The sequence below is a fragment of the Burkholderia sp. JP2-270 genome (genome assembly GCF_003233675.1).
GTDB lineage: Bacteria > Pseudomonadota > Gammaproteobacteria > Burkholderiales > Burkholderiaceae > Burkholderia > Burkholderia pyrrocinia_C.
Genome location: NZ_CP029825.1, coordinates 2,775,884 through 2,793,660, shown reverse-complemented (window position 1 = coordinate 2,793,660; position 17,777 = coordinate 2,775,884). Strand labels below are relative to the sequence as shown.

Here is a 17,777-nt window from a genome sequence, read left to right as displayed (position 1 = left end):
ATTGTGGGGTGGAGGAAACTGAAAGGAATTATAGACAGTCCGCGCAACTATGTTCGAATCCTCGGATCAATACTGAATTGTCCGATTACCAACGGTGACCGCCGCACGGCATCTCGACCGAACCCTCATGAAACGACAGATCACCACCGACGCGACCCGACTTGCCCAACGACAGGCCAACTGGGCCCTCACCGCGTTCAAGCGCTTCTCGTCCGACCGCTGCTCCGCGATGGCCGCGGGCATCGCGTTCTTCTCCGCGTTCTCGCTCGCGCCGACGCTCGTGATGGTGATCGCGGTGGCCGGCTGGTTCTACGGCGACGACGCCGCACGCGGCCAGGTGTTCGAACAGGCGCACCAGTTGATCGGCGACGACGCGGCGGCCAGCATCCAGACGATCGTGCAGAACGCGCACCGCGCGGGAGAGCGCGGCGGCCTGGCGACGCTGATCTCGTTCGCCGCGCTCGCGATCGGCGCGTCGGCCACGTTCGCGTCGCTCAGCGCCGCGCTCAGCGTGATCTGGCCTGCCACCGAAAACCGCTGGTCGAGCATGCTCGGGCTCGTGCGCGTGCGGCTGATCTCGTTCGGGCTCGTGCTCGGCGTCGCGTTCCTGCTGATCGTGTCGCTCGTGCTCGACACCGCGATCACGTTCGTCGGCACCTGGCTGCTGGGCAATTCGCCGTATGTCGTCGTCACGAACATCGTGCAGTTCTTCGTCGGCATCGCAGTGCTCGCGGCCGCGTTCGCCGCGTTGATGAAGTTCCTGCCCGATGCCCGCGTCGCGTGGCGCGACGCCGCGGTCGGCGGCGTGGTGTCCGCGATCCTGTTCTCCGGCGGCAAGAAGCTGTTCGCGCTGTACCTCACGCACGCGGGCACCGCGAGTGCGTTCGGCGCGGCCGGATCCTTCGCGGTCCTGCTGATGTGGCTGTACTTCTCCGCGATCGTGCTGCTGCTCGGTGCGGAATTCGCGGCGGCCCGCGGCAACGCGCATCGGCCCGCCGGCATCGCACCGACCGTACCCGCTCAAACCGATCGCGTGCGCAACGACTGATTCACGCGCCTCCTCCGCAAAGCGGCTGCGCGCCGGCATCGCGCGCGCAGCCAAGTGCCCCCCCCGCACACCAGCCCGACTTCTGGCAAGCATGCTGTCCGCCGCGCATTCGCGCAGCGTTGACGCGTTTCTCGTACGTCGGCGCGTTCGCAGCTGCAACGGCAAACGTTTGCAAGTGCTCATTTCGCTGCTCCAACCGGCCGAAATGGCGCGTCTGCCGCAATGTGCACCAAGCATTGAAACAATCGCGCCGCAGCAACCGTCAACTATTTCAAAAACAGGAACAGTCGCTGATGTGCTTGATATATATGGACTTTTCCACGCTGTTACCTTTTCGAGACACTTTATTTTTTAAGCTTTCTTGCGTGGATGGCACTGAGCTATTCTCCAATCCGCAACAAATAACGATGAATCACTTGCGTGGAGAATCTCAACGATGAAGAAACTTGCTCTCTCGACCCTCTCGCTCGCCCTGCTGGGCGCCGCTGGCGCTGCGCACGCTCAGTCGAGCGTGACGCTGTACGGCGTGATCGATACGTCGATCGCATGGGTGCACGGCAATGACGGTCAAGCCAACAACTCGTGGCAAATGCTGTCGGGCAACCTGCAAGGCAGCCGCTTCGGCCTGAAGGGCGCAGAAGACCTCGGCGGTGGCCTGAAGGCGATCTTCCAGTTGGAAAACGGCTTTGATCCGGGCACCGGCAAGCTGAACCAGGGCGGCCGCATGTTCGGTCGTCAGGCATTCGTCGGTCTCGACAGCAAGCAATACGGTACGCTGACGCTCGGCCGCCAGTACGACCCGCTGGTCGACCTGGTCCAGGCAGTCACGGCCGACAACTATTTCGGCAGCGTGATGGCCACGCCGGGCGACGTCGACAACAACGACAACAGCCTGCGCGTCAGCAACGCGATCAAGTACACGTCGCCGGTCTTCGCAGGCTTCCAGGTCGAAGGCATGTACGGCATCGGCGGTGTGGCGGGCAAGACGGGCGCGGGCCAGACCTGGTCGGTCGCAGCTGCCTACAACAACGGCCCGGTCGGCGTTGCCGCGGGCTACTTCTACGCGAACAACCCGTCGCCGACGGCCACGGCCCTGCGCAGCGGCTGGGGCTCGACGACGTCCGACGCGATCTTCGACGGCCCGATCAACTCGGGTTATGCCACGGCGAAGTCGATCGCCATCGCGCAAGTCGCAGGTCAGTACGCGATCGGCCCGGTGACGTTCGGCCTCGGCTACAGCAATGCACAGTACAAGCCGGACGCGTTCTCGGGCTTCGGCTCGACCGAAAAGTACAACACGGGCCGCGCGTTCGTGACGTACCAGGTCACGCCGCCGCTGCTGCTGGGCCTCGGCTACTCGTACACGAAGGCAAGCGGCGACACGTCCGCGAAGTACCACCAGGTCGGCGTCGGCGCGGACTACTCACTGTCGAAGCGCACGGACATCTACCTGGTTGGCGCATACCAGCACGCGAGCGGCACGCAGCTCGTCGACGGCGTGCAGCAAAGCGCGCAAGCGTCGATCGCTTCGTACGGCTTCGCCGGCAAGAGCTCGGCCGAAATGGTCGCACTCGGCATTCGCCACAAGTTCTAAAAACGATGTATCCGGCGTGCATGGCGTCTCCGACGCCTTGCCGCCGAACTGGAAAGCCAGCCCCGGTTTCGGCCGCGGCTGGCTTTTTTTTTGTCCGTCTTCCGTGTGCCCGCCGCACCTGCACGGGCCGGCGAACGAAACCGATGCCGACGCACGTCGGCGGGCCGGCAACGGCACCTGGCGGCTGTAAAGCGCACGCAAACACCGCTTCCGGATGTCCGGGCGGGTCGCCGTCCTCCCTCCCAGCGACTACCATCCGCACTGTCGGCGCCGCTCATCCGGCGCGACGGCCATTCGCCCCACGTGTGTCGAATTCGGCGGCCGTCGTCCGTCGTATCGACGGCGGCACGCGGTTTGCGGCCCGGCCACTACAGACAGGAGATTCGCCATGACGATTCAGAAGATCACGCCTTTTCTCTGGTACTCGACGGAAGCCGAGGAAGCAGCGGCCTTCTATGCGGGCATCTTTCCGGATTCGCGCGTCGTGCGCGTCACGTCGGTGTCCGGCACCGACGGTACGCGGATGGTCGAGTTCGAGCTGTTCGGGCAGCCGTTCATCGCGATGAGCCACCCGCGCACGGAGACGTTCAATCACGCGATTTCGCTGCTGGTCAGTTGTGCCGACCAGGCGGAACTCGACCGCTACTGGAGCGCCCTGCTCGACAACGGCGGCACGGCCGACGGCTGCGGCTGGCTCAGGGACCGCTACGGCGTGTCGTGGCAGATCGTTCCGGAAGCGCTCATCCCGATGATGGCCGATCGCGACGCGGTCAAGGCGGCGCGTGTGGCCGCGGCGATGATGCAGATGACCAAGTTCGACGACGCCGCGCTGAAGGCCGCCTATGCGGGCACGGCTGGTTGACGAAGCGCGTCGTGCCGCGATGAGTGACGGCGTGCCGGTCAAGCACGTCGCGAGCCGCCGGCGAGCGCCCGGATCGGGGGCTTGCGCGTGCGGCGGCGGCGAAAGTGCTGACGATCCGCAAGGTGCCGGCCTGCAAGCCGATCGCGCGCACCGCGGCATCCGCCGCTACGCCGGCAGCATCGATTCGACGGTCCGCCGCGCGTAGCCGATAAATGCGGCAAGCGGCTCACCCGACAGGATCGCCGCGCCCGCCTCGCCACCGAGATAGGCGGCACGCGCAGCCGCCACAACCGGCCGATAAGCGGCCGGCAGGCGCTCCAGCACCCATGCCGCGGCGACGTCCTTGGGCGCGATCCTGCCGGTCGCGGCGCTGTACCAGATGCGCGCGAGCGCGAGCACCACGTTGCACTCGTCGCCGCGCCAGTCCGGTTCGGCATTCCACTGCGCAACGGTAGCGAGAAGCGCGGCGACAAAGTCGCGCGCGGGCACCGGCTCGAACAGCGCGGCCGCCGGCGGACCGACCAGCGCGACACTGTGCTGCCGCGCCTTCGTCAACAGGATCGCCAGATCGTGATCGGCGAGCGCCGGGTCGACGATGCCGGCTTCGAGGTCGCGGCGCAGCCACTCGCCGAACTGCAGTTCGCGTCGCGCCGGATGACGCCACGGCACCACGTCGCCGCGCGCGACGACGGTGACCTCGAGCGGACGCATGCCGCCTGCGTGACCGGGCGGCGCCGACGCAGCGAGCAGGTCGAACATCAGCGTACGCCGCGCCGTATCGTCGGGCCGCACGGCCACCGTCACCAGCAGGTCGATGTCGCTGCGCGGTTTCAAGCCGCCGTCGAGCGCCGAGCCGAACAGGTGGATCGCATCCAGCGTCGCACCGAGATGCCGCTCGATCGCGGCGCGTGCGGGAGCGACCTGCCCGGCGATTTCAGATGGGACGAATTCAGTCACGATGCGCAGGCAACAGGCGCAGCGGGAGCGACGAGGTAACGAGGTAACGAGGCGACGAGAGCGGCGGGCTGCGGCGGTACAACGGCGCGCGCGGATGACGATTGCCGTCCGGCATTGCGCAAGCGCTGCACACCATTCGCCATTCGCCACGCGGCTCGCGGCTCGCGCCGCGCGGCACGCGGCACGCATCGAACCGCACATTGCTGCCGCTTCGCGTTTTCGCTGCCGCGCGATTTGCGCGGCGCAATAAAAATCCCCGCACGCTTTCGCGTACGGGGATCGCAGGACATCGCAACGGCTGCCGACATGCATTCGGCAGCCGTTGCGCGGCATTACGCCGCCGCGTCCTTCAGCTTCTTCAGCGCACGAGCCTTCACGCGCACGCTGGCCGGCTTCGCCGGGAACCAACGCTCTTCGCCCGTGAACGGATCCTTGCCGAAGCGCTTCTTCTTCGCCGGCACGACTTGTGCCGTGATCTTCAGCAGACCCGGCAGCGTGAACTCGCCTGCGCCCTTCTTGTGGACCGAGCCCAGCACGACGTTCTCGAGTGCGACGAGCACTGCCTTGACCGCCTTCACTTCCACGGCTGCGCGCTCGGCGATGTGCGTTGCGAGCGATGCCTTCGTGAACTTGTCCTTCAGCGGCGTCGGAGCAGCGGGCGCCTTCGCGACGGCGGCCTTCTTGGCCACTACTTTCTTCGCGGGCGCTACTTTCTTAGCAGCCACTTTCTTGGCCGGTGCGGCGGCAGCCTTCTTGGCCACCTTTTTTGCGGAAGTCGCCATGTTTCTCCTACCAGGTGTGGTCGTTGGATACATGAAGCGCGCACTGCGCACGCTTCAACGCCGGATTCTACAAGCGCCTTGACGCTTCGTGCAGTACTTTTATACGTTTTCGCGGGGTTTCCCGCAGGTTTTGTTGCGCGCGACCGACTTCTCCGACGCTCGAGCATCAAAAAACGCCTTCACGTATGCGCCCGATCGCGAATTACGTTCGATATTTGCGCACCTATACTGGCCTCGCTCAATGCCCGGATGCCTCCATGCGCGAAGTCAGATACGTCAAAGGACTCGACGGCCTGCGAGCCATCGCCGTCATTCTCGTTTTCCTGTCCCACAAGGGCCACGTCCTTGCCGTCGACGTCGGCAAGCTTGGCGTGTGGACGTTTTTCTTCATCAGCGGATTCCTGATCGTCGGCGAGTTGCATCGCAACCGCCAGGCAGTCGAATGCGGCACCATGACGCGCCGCCACGCGCTTGCGCTGTTCCTCGCGAAGCGCGCGCTGCGGATCTTCCCCGTGTATTACCTGCTGCTCGCGGCGCTCGCGATCGCGCACGCGCTGTTCTACCAGCGCGGCGTCAACCTCGGGCTCGCGTGGCATGCGGCGTTCCTGTCGAATTACTGGATCGGCGTCGTCAAGGACGGCTGGCCGGGCTCCACGTCGCACTTCTGGAGCCTCGCGGTTGAACAGCAGTTCTATCTGATCGCACCGCTCGCGCTGCTCGCAGTGCCAGCCGCGCGACACGTCGCACTCGGCGTCGCGGCCGTCGCGCTGTGCGCGGCCGCGCATCTCGCGCTCTACCTGTCCGATGCGTCGCCGGTGCTGATCTACGCGTTTTCCCCGTGGAATTTCGCGCTGATCGCGCTCGGCGGCGTCGGCGCGATCGCGCTCGCCGATCACGGCCCGGCCGCCGTGCGCCGCGTCCCGCCCGGCTGGCTCGGCTCGGCAGGCGTCGTGTTTTTCCTCGCACTGCCCGCGTGCACGGCGCTGCCCGACGCGGTCGCGGGGCTCGCGGATCTCGGCCTGTCCGCGTCGCTCGGTGCGCTGATGCTGTGGATCGTCAGCGAACCCGAGCATCCCGTCGTGGCGCTGCTCGACTGGGCGCCGCTCGTCTATCTCGGCACGATCAGCTACGGCTTCTACCTGTTCCACAACCTGATTCCGACGCGCTTCGGCGCGATGCCCGCGCTCTTCGCGCGCGTGCCGATGCCGGAAATCGCCCGCGAAGCGCTGCCCGAGATGCTGCAATTCGCGCTCGCCGTGCTGCTCGCGCACCTGTCCTGGCGCTATCTCGAAAAAAGGCTGCTCGACTTCAAGAAGCCGATCGCCGCGATGCTCGCCCGGCATTTCGTCGCGCGGCCGAGCACGTCGGCGCGTTGAGCGCCACGCGCAAGCGGAAAACACCGGACTGGAAATGCGCTGGAAGACCGCGAGACAGGTAGCGTCGGGAAGCTGACGCGCTGCGCCGCTGCGCCACGAACCGGCACGGACGGAACCAACGCCGGCGCGAACGTCGACGCACATCGCGCAATGACAACGCCGCGCCGCTCGCCCCGGCAAGCGCTTCGGCACCGGTTTCAGGCGTGACGCCGGACCGCGCCGCCCCACACACGGCACCTCGCTCCACGCGAACCCGACCACACGACAAGCCGGCCGCACGCACCACGATCGCGCACCGGCAAATGCAAAAAAGCCCCGGCGCCTGAGCGGCCGGGGCCAACGGAACAACCACCACCTGAAACAACGGAGCGCGCGGCCGCCTATGCGACGGCAGCCAGCGCGGGCAAGCAGGTACGCAGGTACGCCTCGAATTCGCGGCTCACCTCCGGATGCTGGAGCGCGAGCTCGACGGTTGCCTTGAGATAGCCGATCTTGCTGCCGCAGTCGAAACGCGTACCGTAGTAGCGGTACGCGAGCACCTGCTCGTTCGCAAGCAGCGTCTGGACCGCGTCGGTCAGCTGCAGTTCGCCGCCCGCGCCCGGCTTGAGCTTGCGCAGGTGATCGAAGATCGTCGGCATGAACACGTAACGACCGACCACGCCGAGGTTCGACGGCGCATCCTCGGGCGCGGGCTTCTCGATGATGCCCGACAGCTTGATGATGTCCTCTTCCCATTCACGGCCTTCGACGACGCCGTACGAGCGGCTGTCCTCGCGCGGGATCGTCTCGACCCCGATCACCGAGCTGTGATAATGGTCGAACACATCGACGAGCTGCTTGAGCACCGGCTGCTCGCCGTGCAGCAGGTCGTCGGCGAGGATCACCGCGAACGGCTCGCCGTGCACGAGCTTCTCCGCGCACAACACCGCATGGCCGAGGCCGAGTGCTTCCGGCTGGCGCACGTAGAAGCAGTTGACGTTGCTCGGCTTGATGCCGCGCACGAGTTCGAGCAGCTTTTCCTTGCCGCGCGCCTCGAGTTCGGCCTCGATCTCGTACGACTTGTCGAAATGATCCTCGATCGCGCGCTTGCTGCGCCCGGTGACGAAGATCATCTCGGTGATACCGGCGTTGATCGCTTCCTCGACCGCGTACTGGATCAGCGGCTTGTCGACGACGGGCAACATTTCCTTCGGGCTCGCCTTCGTTGCCGGGAGGAACCGCGTGCCGAGACCGGCAACGGGGAACACGGCCTTGGTGACTTTCAACATGTTCGCATCCTGATTGCGTTGACTGCGCCGCGTCGACCTGCTGCGACCCGGCGCCATTGTGTTCCGAACGGCATATCGAGAATCGACGGCACTGCCAATTCCACTCCGCTCATTTTCGATATGGACTGATTGCCCAATGTTTCCGAAAAAATATAATCCCTTCAATTCGGTCGATATTGCCGGGCCGAGTGCCGAAGCAGAAACAAATTACCGATTTTCCAGATACAAATTCTTACGATTCGAATTCCTCGATATAGGGCACGCCGCCCCGTTCGAGGCCCGGGCGAATCGGTTCGTTCTTCAGCGCTTCGCGGTACGCCGACAGCACGGCCATGACCAGCAGTACTGCAGCGCTCGCGATCCAATGCATGTCCATCTTGCCGCTCCTTGCATCAATCAACTGGAGCTTCAAACTATCAGAAAAAAATCGGCAAATAATTGACACGCCTTCGGAACCGCTTTCAGAGCACGATATAGCCATCATGTGGAATTGCGTTATTTCCGGGCGAGATTTTTTTATTCATTGATCGAATTCTTGCGCATTACGATGGGAACAGACTTCCCGTTCGTCCGTCTTCCACTCCACCCGTCGCAAGGAATCGAATCGCATGCAAGCTTTCAGCGGATCGTCTCTGACCGCGCCGCCCGTCGCCGATCACAAGGAACACGTCATCGACGCGATGCGCGGCTTCGCGGCGCTGCTCGTCGCCTATTTCCACTGCCGCCAGGTCGTCTGGGTCGGGATGCAGACCTTCCATCATGCTTACGGTCGCGCGCTCGATCCGAGCGTGATCGTCGGCTACCTGACCTTCCCGTTCGCGTGGGGCTCCGCCGGCGTGCCGATCTTCTTCGTGATCAGCGGCTACTGCATCCACCGCAACGCGGCGCTCAAGCTCGCGGCCGATCCCGCGTACCGGCTCGACGCGCCCAACTTCTGGGCCCGCCGGTTCGCGCGCATCTACCCGGTGCTGCTCGCCGCGCTGCTGTTCACGCTCGCGCTCGATCTGGTCAGCCTGCAGATCGAGCCCGTCAGCCACAAGATCCGCGACATCGGCATCACGGCATTCCTCGTGAACCTGTTCTCGCTGCAGGGCGTCGCCGGCTACACGTACGGGTCGAACGGCGCACTGTGGACGCTGTCGCTCGAAGTGCAGTTCTACGCAATCTACCCGCTGCTGTTCGCGCTGCGCCGGCGCATCGGCATGCCGGCCGTCGTGGCCGCGGTCGCGCTCGTCAACGTCGCGTCCGCGTGGCTGCTCGAACGGCACGACCTGCAGTTCTTCACGTCGTACTGGCTGTCCTGGACGATCGGCGCATGGATCGCCGATGTGCGGGTCCAGCAGGCGCGCGGCCCGGCCGCCGTGCCGTCGCGCGCATGGTACGTCGCGGCCGCCGTGCTGCTGGCCGCCGGCTGCGGCGCATTCCGTTTCGGCCAGTACGGCGCGTTCCAGCTGTGGTCGGCCGGCTTCGCGTGCTTCCTGTACCGCGCGCTCGCGCGCCCGCCGCGCCCGACGCCGCCGCTGCGCGTGCTCGGCTGGTTCGGCGACTTCAGCTACTCGCTGTACCTGATCCACCTGCCGCTGTTCGTGTGCCTCGGCTCGGTGCTGTTCCACTCCGAACTGCAACTGTCGATCTGGCCGTCGATCGCGTTCATGGTCGCCGCGATTCCGGTCGCGTATCTGTTCTACCGGATGTTCGAACGGCCGGCGATGACGTGGTCGGCCAGCTTCAAGCCGACACGCGCTGCCGGCGTCGTCGCGCAGGCGCCCGAGCGGGCCGTCTGATCCGGCCGGACCGGTTCCGGAGCCCCCGTGTGGCATCTCGCTGCGCGGGGGTTTTTTCATGGCCGAAGCGCAGCTGCATGGCGGGTTGGGCGGGTACGCAACCAACCCTGTATGCCGCCGCCTGACGGCCGCCTGTCCGGCTGCAATGCCGCCCGCCCTGGGCCGCCCCCCATCGGATCACATCGCGACTGTCTCGGCGCCGCCTTGCCGCCCCGTCTCCCGCACGCTCCCGATCGAACCGGCAGCCGGCCGATCCCGCGCCCGGCACGGCACGCAACAACCCACCCGTCACTCGCCGTACCCAACGCGCCCGCTGAAAAACGAAGCCCCCACGCAGCGCAACGCCGCATGAGGGCCCGTTTCCCGCCGGCTGGCGCCGTCGGCTACGACTGCTTCTTCGCCTTCGCAGCCTTCGCCGTATCCGCGAGGATCTTCTCGACCCGCTCCACGTAGGTCTCGGTGCCGAACCGGCGCACCGCCGTCGCACGCCCGCTCGCGACGAGCCGTTCGCGCAGTGCGCCGTCGCGCTTCAGCGTGACCAGCGCGTTGGCCAGCGCGGTCGCATCGCCCGGCTCGCAGAGCAGCCCGTTGTCGCCGTCCTCGATGATCTCGACGACGCCGCCCGCGCGGGCCGCGACGACCGGCCGGCGCGCGAGCATCCCTTCGACGATCACGCGCCCGAACGGCTCCGGCGTGATCGACGTGTGCGCGACGACGTCGACCGCCGTCATGCACGCGGCCACGTCGCGCTGGAACCCGAGGAAATGCACGCGTGCGTCCATCCCGTGCTGCGCGACGTATTCGTGCAGTTGCGCAGCGTATTCGTCCTCGCCGAACAGCGGCGCGCCGACCAGCACCACGTGCATGTCGGGATGCCGCGCGGCGGCCTCCAGCAGCACGTGCTGCCCCTTCCAGCGCGCGAGACGGCTGAACGAGCCGACGAGCCACGCATCCTGCGGCAACCCGAGGCGCGCGCGCAGCGCGGCCTGGCTGACGCCTTCCAGCGCATCGAACGGCTCGGCCGAAATGCCGTTGAACACGACGTCGACGTGCTGCGGCGTGAAACCCGTCAGCGTGCGAAACGCCTGCGCGGATGCGTCGGAGTTCGCGATCACGCGCGTGACGCCGAGCCGCGCGCAGTACTTGATCGCCAGCAGCTGCTTGCTGCCGAAATGGTCGGTGCTGACGATGTCGCGCAGATGCCAGACCACCGGCTTGCGCGCGAGCCGCCCGGCGAGCGCAGCGACCACCATCGCGCGCTGCGTGTTCGCGTAGATCACCTCGGCGCGGCGCGCACGCCGTGCGACGTCGCGCACGAGCCGCACGAGCTGCTTCAATGCGCCGACCGACACGCCGCCCTGCTTGCGCACGGCCGCCAGCGCGCCCTGGTCGACCACGTCGACGCGCGCGCCGATCTCGTCGAGCGCCGCACGGAACGGGCCATCGTCGAACAGCAGCACGTCGGCGTTCGCGCGCATGTGCTTCATGATCTCGAGCAGCGACAGCTCGGCGCCGCCGAGCACGCCGCTCTGGTCGAGCACGAGCGTCGCCGGGCCGCGCGCGGCCGGCATCGGCGCGACGGCCGCGCCGCGCTGCGCGGTCGAGCCGGGCAGCGCGGTTTCCACATAGTCGAGAAAGCGCCGCCGGAACGTATCGGCGGAAAAACGCTCCGCGTTCGCGCGGCATGCGTTCGGCGTGAAGCGCTGCGGCGCGCGCTCGAAATCGTCGACGGCCGCGACGATCGCGTGCGGCGTCTGCTCGTCGAAGAACAGCCCGGTCGGGTTCGCGCCAGATTGCGGGTCGAGCACGGTTTCGAGCGCACCGCCCTTGCCGTATGCGATCACCGGCGTGCCGCAGGCCTGCGCCTCGACGACCGAGATCCCGAAATCCTCCTCGGCCGCGAACACGAACGCCTTCGCGCGCCGCATCCGGTCGTGCAGCACCGCGAACGGCTGGTAGCCCATGATCTCGACGTTCGGGCCGGCCTTCGCGCGGATCTTCTGCATCTCGGGGCCGTCACCGATCACGACGAGCTTGCGCTCGGGCGTCTTCGAGAACGCCTCGACGATCAGGTCGATCTTCTTGTACGGCACCATCCGCGACGCGGTCAGGTAGAAATCGTCCTTGACCGCGTTCAGCGAGAAACCATCGACGTCGACCGGCGGGAAGATCACCGCCGCGTCGCGGTGGTAGACCTTCTTGATGCGCCGTGCGATGAACGCGGAGTTCGCGACGAAGCCGTCCACCGCATTGGCAGTGCGCGTGTCCCAGTTGCGAATGTAGTGAAGAATCATCCGCGCGAGCAGCGATTTCGGCCCATGCGTGAGGTTCGACTGCTCCAGGTACTGGTGCTGCAGATCCCACGCATAGCGGATCGGCGAATGCACGTAGCTGATGTGCACCTGGTCCGGTCCCGTCAGCACGCCCTTCGCAACCGCGTGGCTGCTTGAGATCACGAGATCGTACTCGGACACGTCGAGCTGCTCGATCGCGAGCGGCATCAGCGGCAGGTAGCTGCGGTACTTGGTGCGCGCGAACGGCAGTTTCTGGATGAACGACGTCGTCACCGGCTTGCCGCGCACGAACGCGCGGTCGTCGAGAAAATCGACGAGGCTGAACAGGTCCGCGTCGGGAAAGCACGCGACGATCTGTTCGAGCACGCGCTCGGCGCCCGCATAGGTGACGAGCCAGTCGTGGACGATCGCCACGCGCAGCGCGCGCGCCGGCTGGCGCGCGCTGGCCCGCTCGGCCGGCACGGACCGGCGCAGCGCGGCGGCATCGCCCGCTTCGGCCACGGCCGCATCGGCAGTGGCGAGATTCAAAACGGCGTGTTCCGCCAGATCGCGATTCATACGGTTTTCCTCGCATTGAGACGGACAAAGAGGTCGCGCACGAGCGCGCGCAGCCCCGGCGTCATCGTGAGCGACCACGCGACGTTCAGCACCAGCACGATCGCGCACATGCCGATCGATTCACCGAGCCCCGGCCACGCCTGCGCGAGAAACAGGCTCGCGAGCAGGAAGGCCAGGTGCGCCAGCATGTCGAGCACGATCGCGCGCATCCGGATCGCCGACAGGTACAGCAGCACGCCGTAATCGACGAACGCGCGCGCCGCGACGACCACCGCCGCGCCGATCAGCCCGAAGTGATGAATGCCGAACCACAGGCCGCCGACGAAGAACGGCATTTCGACGAGTCCGGCGAACGCCGCGCGGGCCGGGTTGACCTGCGACTGGATCAGGATCCGCGTCACGCTCGCCTGACCGACGAGCCACACGCTGATCACCAGCACGCGGCCGACCGGCGCCGAGTGCGCGGCGAGATCGGCGCCGACCCACAGCGTGAGGAACGGCGCGAGCGCGAAGATCGCGACGATGCCGACCGGCGTGAACACGCCGTTCAGGAATTCGAGCGACTGGCGTGCGAGCGTGTCCGCGTGATCGCGGCCGACTGCCGACAGGCGCGGGAACAGCGTGCGCACGAGCGCGTTCGGCAGCATGTTCAGGCGCGTGACGAGGTTCTGCGGCACCGTGTAGTAGGTGACGAACTTCGCGCCCATGCCGGCGCCGAGCATCACGCGATCGAGCGTGTCCGCGATCATGCTCGTCGTGCTCGCGATCAGCATCCAGCCGCCGAAGTTGAACAGCCCCTTCGCGGTACCCCACTGCGGCGGATCGATGCGGCGGATGCCGAGCACCTTGATGCTGGCGTGGCCGAGCATCACCGCCGCGATCAGGCGCGCGACGACTGCCGCGGCGAGCACCGTCTGCAGGTTCGGCGCGATCCACCATGCGGCGCCGAGCGGCAGCAGCTGGAACAGGAACGTGCCGATCGTCTGGTTCGTGTTGAACACGCCGAAGCGCTCGGCGCCGTTGATCGCGCCGGCGAACACCCACGACACGTTCGCGAGCGGAATCGCGAGCGCGAGCCACGGCAGCGCGAGATACACCTCGTGCTGCATCGCGGCCGACACCTTCGTGAAATACGCGGTGTAGACGAACGCGCCGAAATAGATCAGCAGCCCGCCCACGATGCCGGTGCCGAGATTGAGCCAGAACGCGCTCCAGAACACGCGCGCGCTTTCGTCGTCGTTGCCGCTCGCGAGCGCCTTCGAGATGTGGTTCTGCGCGGCCATGCTCATCCCGAGATCGAGGATCCCGAAATAGCCGATCAGCGTCCACACGAGGCTGACGACGCCATAGCGTTCGACGCCGAGCGCGTGGATATACGCGGGCACCGTCACCAGCGACACGAAGGTCGGCAGGATCAGCCCGATGAAATTGATCGAAACGTTCTTGAGTATGCCTTTGTCCATGCTTGTGCCTTGTGTGACGTCGACGACGGCGCGCCGCCCGTCACGGTTTCCAGCGATACATCAGCACCTTGCCGCGCGCGTCTTCCTCGACGAACACGAGGTATTCGCCGTTCTCGCGCCGGAACGCGCTGATGCCGAACGGCACGTCGACCCAGCCGGATGCCTTGCCGACCTCGGTACCAGGGCTCATCACGCCCACTTCCTTGCCGGTGTCCTTGTCGTACACGTGGATCTTGCCGACCGGCTCCACGGTGAAGATGTAGCGGCCCTCGACCGTGATCCCGATCAGGTCCAGGATCGGCTTCGCGTCGAGCTGCCAGGGCAGCGCGACCGTATAGCGCACGACGGGCGAGCCGGTCGACCACTTGTCGAAACGCACCAGCACGCGGCCGACTTCCTTGTTGATGCCCGGCTGCGGCGGTGCGTCAGCCGTGTAGCCGGTCACGTACAGCGTGTCGGCTTGCGCGTCGTAGATCGAGCGGCGCAGCTGCGTGAACGGCTGCGGCATCGGGTAGGTCGTGACCTTGTCGTACGAGTAGACCGGGTTGCCGGCCTTGTCGACGCCGCCATAGCGAAACCGGTGGATGCCGCGCACGTCGCTCGTGCGCCAGATGTCGCCCTTCGTGTCGACCCACCAGCCCCAGCCGCCCGCCTTCGCCTTGCCGGTCGTGTTGATCTCGAACTCGTCGGCGTCGAGCCGGCCGTTGCCGTTCGCATCGCGCCACTGCCAGTCGCCGCCGGGCGGCTTGTTCGGCACCTTGTCGACCGGCCGCGCGCGGCCCGCGATCAGGCCCGACGGAATCGCGACCTCGCCGTCGCGCTTCGCGTCGAAGCGGTAGATCTTCAGGTGATCGGCATACATGTCGGTCAGGTACAGGAACGTGCGGCCGTCGACGCGGCGCGCGATCGGCATGCCCGGCCACTGGTCCGTGTGGAACACAGGGTCGTCCGGATACTTGAAGCGGTTCGACAGGAAGCCGACGTATTTCCAGTCCTGGCCCGGCGGCTTCGACAGGTCGAGCTCGAAGCGCTTGTTGCCCGTGTACACGCTGTTCGGCCGGGCGGGGTCGAGCCACGCGCCGTCGACGAACAGCAGCCCCTGCACCTGCCAGCGCGGCTTGCCGTCCGGCGTGTAGCTTTCGAGCACCGCGCCGAGCCCCGCGCCGATCGTGTCGTGGCGCGGTCCGATGCCGTTCATCGACACATACACGTTGCCCGCGCGATCGACGCCGACGCCCGTCAGCCCGTTGAAGCGCTGCGGCCCCGGCCGCCCCGGCACCGGGCCGGCGAAGATGCCGCCGCGCTCGCCGAGCGTGCCGGACTGCGCATAGCCCTTGCCGCCTTTGGAGAAGATCAGGATCTGCTGGCGCGGCCCGTTGTCCGCGACGAGCACGCGCCCTTTCGCGTCGACGGCCACGTCCACCGCGTCGGTGCCTTCCGGCAGCGCGGGCGCGTCGTCAAGCTTGCGGCCGTCCGCGCGCACGTGCACCAGGTGCGCGGGCCCGCTGAGCGTGTCCGTGAGCAGCCACAGCGTGCCGTCGCCCGCGAGCGCGATGCGGCCCGGTTCGTGCGCGCTCCACGTGCCCTTCTGCTGCATCGTCTCCGCGTCGTACACGTCCACCACGTCGTGCGACGGATTCGTCGCGAACAGCGTCTTGTCGTCGGCCGCGAGGCCGCCCACTTCCGCCTTCACCTCGCCCACTTCCGAGCGCGCGGGAGCCGGCACCTCGTTCATCATCATGAAGCTCGCGGCCATGCGCGCGCGACCGGCATCGGCGCGGCCGCCCGGCGCGACCTGCGGCGCCGCGCGAAACGGCGCGGGCTGCTTCATGTCGCCGATCGTGCGCCGCGAGATGCCGAACCACTGCTTGCCCTTGTCCGGCCAGATGCCGGGCGACTGCAGGTGGCCGCGTTCGTTGCCGACGCCGATCGCGACATACGCGTACTTGCTGTTCACGGCGATCGCATTGCCGCCGAGATTGCCCCAGCCGTGCGTGCCGCCGGCGAAGCCGAGCATCTTCCCGTCCTGGTAGACGCTCGCCTCGGCGCCGCTTTCGTCCCACGGCGCATTCGTATACACCTTGCCTTCAGGCGTCACCGCAATCGCGCGGATGTCGATCTGCGTCCAGCTGCCGTCGCCATAGCCGAACGTGTTGCCGATCCACGACGTCGTCGCGGGCAACACCGTCTCGGCCGGTGCGGCGCTCGTCAGCAGCGTCGCGCATACCGTCATGCCTACCAGAATCAGACGTCGCAATGCGCTTCTCCAGACTCGATGCAACAGCGACCGGCGCCGCCTCGGACTGCCGCCGGCGCACCCTGTCGCTAAATGGGTTTCAAACGTCGCGATGCAGGTTACAAGCAAAAATAATCACAAGAAATTTGGAAATATTTGGGGATGTTTCCGCCTGAAATATCGAACCGGAACAGGCGGAAAATGGCGCCAGGAAACGGCAATAACGACCGCCTTTCACGCGCCGCCCTGTAGAAAATGCCGCCTCGCACCGCCTGCCGAGGCTGCCCGGGCATCAACCTTTCATCTCACGATCGGAATAATCGGCATTTGAATGTTTGTCGCCAGATAAATGGCATGCGTTTTTTTGCCGATTTCTTTTCCCTAGAATCGTTTTCGATTCGATATTTCATTTAAAGGCATGCATTACGTTCACGCATCGGATGTGCGACACGCCGCGGCCCCCGCCGCGCGTCGCGAAGGAGCGGCGCGATGACGGGCATTTCGCGATCCGCCGACCCGGCCCCGCCGCAACACGGCCGCATCGTGCAGCTCGACGGGCTGCGCGCGATCGCGGTCGGCGCCGTGTTCCTGCAGCATGCGCTGAAGGCGCCGCTCTGGATGGGTGTCGACCTGTTCTTCGTGCTGAGCGGCCTGCTGATCACCGGCATCCTGCTCGATCGCAAGGCGCGCGGGCAGTCGTACTTCAGCCACTTCTACGCGCGTCGCGTGCGACGCATCCTGCCGCCGTACGTGCTGCTGCTGGTGGTGTCGACGATCCTGTTCGGCGCGAGCTGGCTGCCGCACTGGCCGTGGTTCGCGTTCTTCTCGACCAATATCGGGCTGTCGCTCGGCAGCATCGGCCACGACAGCCTGAACGTGCTGTGGTCGCTCGCGGTCGAGGAGCAGTTCTACATCTTCTGGCCGTTCGTCGTGCTGTGGTGTTCGGAGCGCGCGCTGCTATGGGTCGCCGCCGCGCTGATCGTCGCGGCTCCGGTGCTGCGCGCGATCGCGACGCCGTGGTTCGACTCGTTCTGGCCGATCTACTACCTGACCCCGTTCCGGATGGACCTGCTCGCCGCGGGCGCGCTGCTCGCGATCGTGCTGCGCCGCGACCGGCGCGCGCTGGAGCCGTTCTATCCGCTCGCGATCGTCGGCGCGCTCGTGTCGCTCGCGATCCTCGGCTGGCTGCACCTGTCATTCCCGCGCTTTCGCGCCGCGAACACGCCGCTGTCGAACGCGGCGCTCTACAGCATCTCGCTGCTGCTGTGCACGTCGATCGTCGTGATCGCGCTGCGCGGCCGCGGCATCGTGCAACGCGTGCTGACGAACCCGATGCTCGTCTACGTGGGCACCGTCAGCTACACCGTGTACCTGATCCACCTCAGCGTGCTGTACGCGCTGTGGCCGCTGCACCTGAACCGCTTCGTCACGGCCGCGCTCGCGCTCGCGATCACGCTCGCCTACGCGACCCTGAGCTGGTACGGCTTCGAACGGCGCCTGACGCGCGGCCCCGCACGCCGCGCGCTGCCGGCTGCCGCCAGCACGACCGCCTGAT

General features: G+C 66.5%; 14 protein-coding genes. 7 read left to right on the top strand and 7 right to left on the bottom strand.

The annotated features are described in order from the left end of the window. Nucleotides 1-127 precede the first annotated feature (127 nt). From DM992_RS30800 to DM992_RS30790, 4 genes are all read left to right on the top strand, one after another. Nucleotides 128-1,048: a YihY/virulence factor BrkB family protein gene (locus DM992_RS30800; RefSeq protein WP_111020490.1), complete on the top strand. Its 921-nt coding sequence runs from the start codon at nt 128-130 to the stop codon at nt 1,046-1,048. Between the two features lie 91 nt (nt 1,049-1,139). Beyond that, on the top strand, nt 1,140-1,403 hold the full coding sequence (locus DM992_RS41925; protein ID WP_162631769.1) for a hypothetical protein: 264 nt from the start codon (nt 1,140-1,142) through the stop codon (nt 1,401-1,403). A gap of 81 nt (nt 1,404-1,484) precedes the next feature. Beyond that, the gene (locus DM992_RS30795; protein WP_111019927.1) at nt 1,485-2,642 is read left to right on the top strand and encodes a porin; all 1,158 of its coding nucleotides are present in this window, start codon (nt 1,485-1,487) and stop codon (nt 2,640-2,642) included. Between the two features lie 388 nt (nt 2,643-3,030). Next, the gene (locus tag DM992_RS30790; RefSeq protein WP_111019926.1) at nt 3,031-3,504 is read left to right on the top strand and encodes a VOC family protein; all 474 of its coding nucleotides are present in this window, start codon (nt 3,031-3,033) and stop codon (nt 3,502-3,504) included. A gap of 165 nt (nt 3,505-3,669) precedes the next feature. Here the strand turns inward: DM992_RS30790 and DM992_RS30780 are convergent, their stop codons facing one another. Both DM992_RS30780 and DM992_RS30770 read right to left on the bottom strand, forming a co-directional pair. Then, the gene (locus DM992_RS30780) at nt 3,670-4,461 is read right to left on the bottom strand and encodes an AadA family aminoglycoside 3''-O-nucleotidyltransferase (RefSeq protein WP_111019924.1); all 792 of its coding nucleotides are present in this window, start codon (nt 4,459-4,461) and stop codon (nt 3,670-3,672) included. A 332-nt stretch (nt 4,462-4,793) separates the two neighbouring features. Beyond that, a complete protein-coding gene (locus tag DM992_RS30770; RefSeq protein ID WP_034179973.1) occupies nt 4,794-5,243 on the bottom strand; it encodes an HU family DNA-binding protein in 450 nt (149 codons plus the stop codon). Between the two features lie 257 nt (nt 5,244-5,500). Here DM992_RS30770 and DM992_RS30760 point away from each other — a divergent pair, with 257 nt between their 5' ends. Further along, nucleotides 5,501-6,619, top strand: coding sequence for an acyltransferase (locus DM992_RS30760; protein ID WP_111019921.1), 1,119 nt, complete (start codon nt 5,501-5,503; stop codon nt 6,617-6,619). 380 nt (nt 6,620-6,999) lie between these two features. Here DM992_RS30760 and galU read toward each other — a convergent pair whose 3' ends face one another. Both galU and DM992_RS42435 read right to left on the bottom strand, forming a co-directional pair. Then, entirely contained in the window at nt 7,000-7,887 is an 888-nt protein-coding gene (galU, locus tag DM992_RS30755) for a UTP--glucose-1-phosphate uridylyltransferase GalU (RefSeq protein WP_047901323.1), read from the bottom strand. A 232-nt stretch (nt 7,888-8,119) separates the two neighbouring features. Further along, complete coding sequence (locus DM992_RS42435) at nt 8,120-8,263, bottom strand: hypothetical protein (RefSeq protein ID WP_006479318.1); 144 nt, start codon at nt 8,261-8,263, stop codon at nt 8,120-8,122. A 232-nt stretch (nt 8,264-8,495) separates the two neighbouring features. Here DM992_RS42435 and DM992_RS30750 point away from each other — a divergent pair, with 232 nt between their 5' ends. Further along, nucleotides 8,496-9,671, top strand: coding sequence for an acyltransferase (locus DM992_RS30750; RefSeq protein ID WP_111019920.1), 1,176 nt, complete (start codon nt 8,496-8,498; stop codon nt 9,669-9,671). Nucleotides 9,672-10,054: 383 nt separating this feature from the next. On the opposite strand, the gene DM992_RS30745 is transcribed toward DM992_RS30750, so the two are convergent. From DM992_RS30745 to DM992_RS30735, 3 genes are read right to left on the bottom strand one after another with little or no spacing between them, the layout of a single operon-like run. Next, nucleotides 10,055-12,523 carry a glycosyltransferase family 4 protein gene (locus DM992_RS30745; protein WP_162631768.1) on the bottom strand — a complete coding sequence of 823 codons (2,469 nt, stop codon included), beginning with the start codon at nt 12,521-12,523 and terminating at the stop codon, nt 10,055-10,057. Further along, a complete protein-coding gene (locus tag DM992_RS30740) occupies nt 12,520-13,986 on the bottom strand; it encodes a flippase (RefSeq protein ID WP_111019918.1) in 1,467 nt (488 codons plus the stop codon). Before DM992_RS30740 ends, DM992_RS30745 begins: the two co-directional genes overlap by 4 nt. Nucleotides 13,987-14,026: 40 nt before the next feature. Continuing rightward, nucleotides 14,027-16,219, bottom strand: a complete 2,193-nt coding sequence (locus DM992_RS30735; protein ID WP_162631787.1) for a hypothetical protein — start codon at nt 16,217-16,219, stop codon at nt 14,027-14,029. A 492-nt stretch (nt 16,220-16,711) separates the two neighbouring features. Here DM992_RS30735 and DM992_RS30730 point away from each other — a divergent pair, with 492 nt between their 5' ends. Continuing rightward, a complete protein-coding gene (locus DM992_RS30730) occupies nt 16,712-17,776 on the top strand; it encodes an acyltransferase (RefSeq protein ID WP_111019916.1) in 1,065 nt (354 codons plus the stop codon). Nucleotide 17,777 lies beyond the last annotated feature (1 nt).